Annotated in this window: 1 protein-coding gene; it reads left to right on the top strand. The window is 49.4% G+C overall.

Annotation, left to right across the window (positions count from 1 at the left end; genetic code table 11):
- Positions 1-245: hypothetical protein (locus ACYP03_RS27475; RefSeq protein WP_459782869.1), on the top strand; the 245-nt coding region annotated here is incomplete at both ends.

Here is a 245-nt window from a genome sequence, read left to right as displayed (position 1 = left end):
CTTTCCAGATGCCGGAACTGCCGGGTGCGGGTTCTGGTCTGCCCATCCAGTTTGTCATAACGACTCCCAACAACTTTGAAAGCCTGTTTCAGGTGGCCGGTTCGATTCTGGATGATGTCACCAAAAATCCGATGTTTGTGTATTCAAACTTGGATCTGAACTTCGACTCCGCCACCATGAAGATCAGCATAGACAAAGACAAAGCAGGGGCTTATGGCGTCACTATGCAGGATATCGGTATCACC

Source organism: Photobacterium sp. R1 (genome assembly GCF_054600795.1).
Note: the sequence above shows the minus strand (reverse complement) of the source record. Positions and strands in the feature narration are given on the sequence as shown.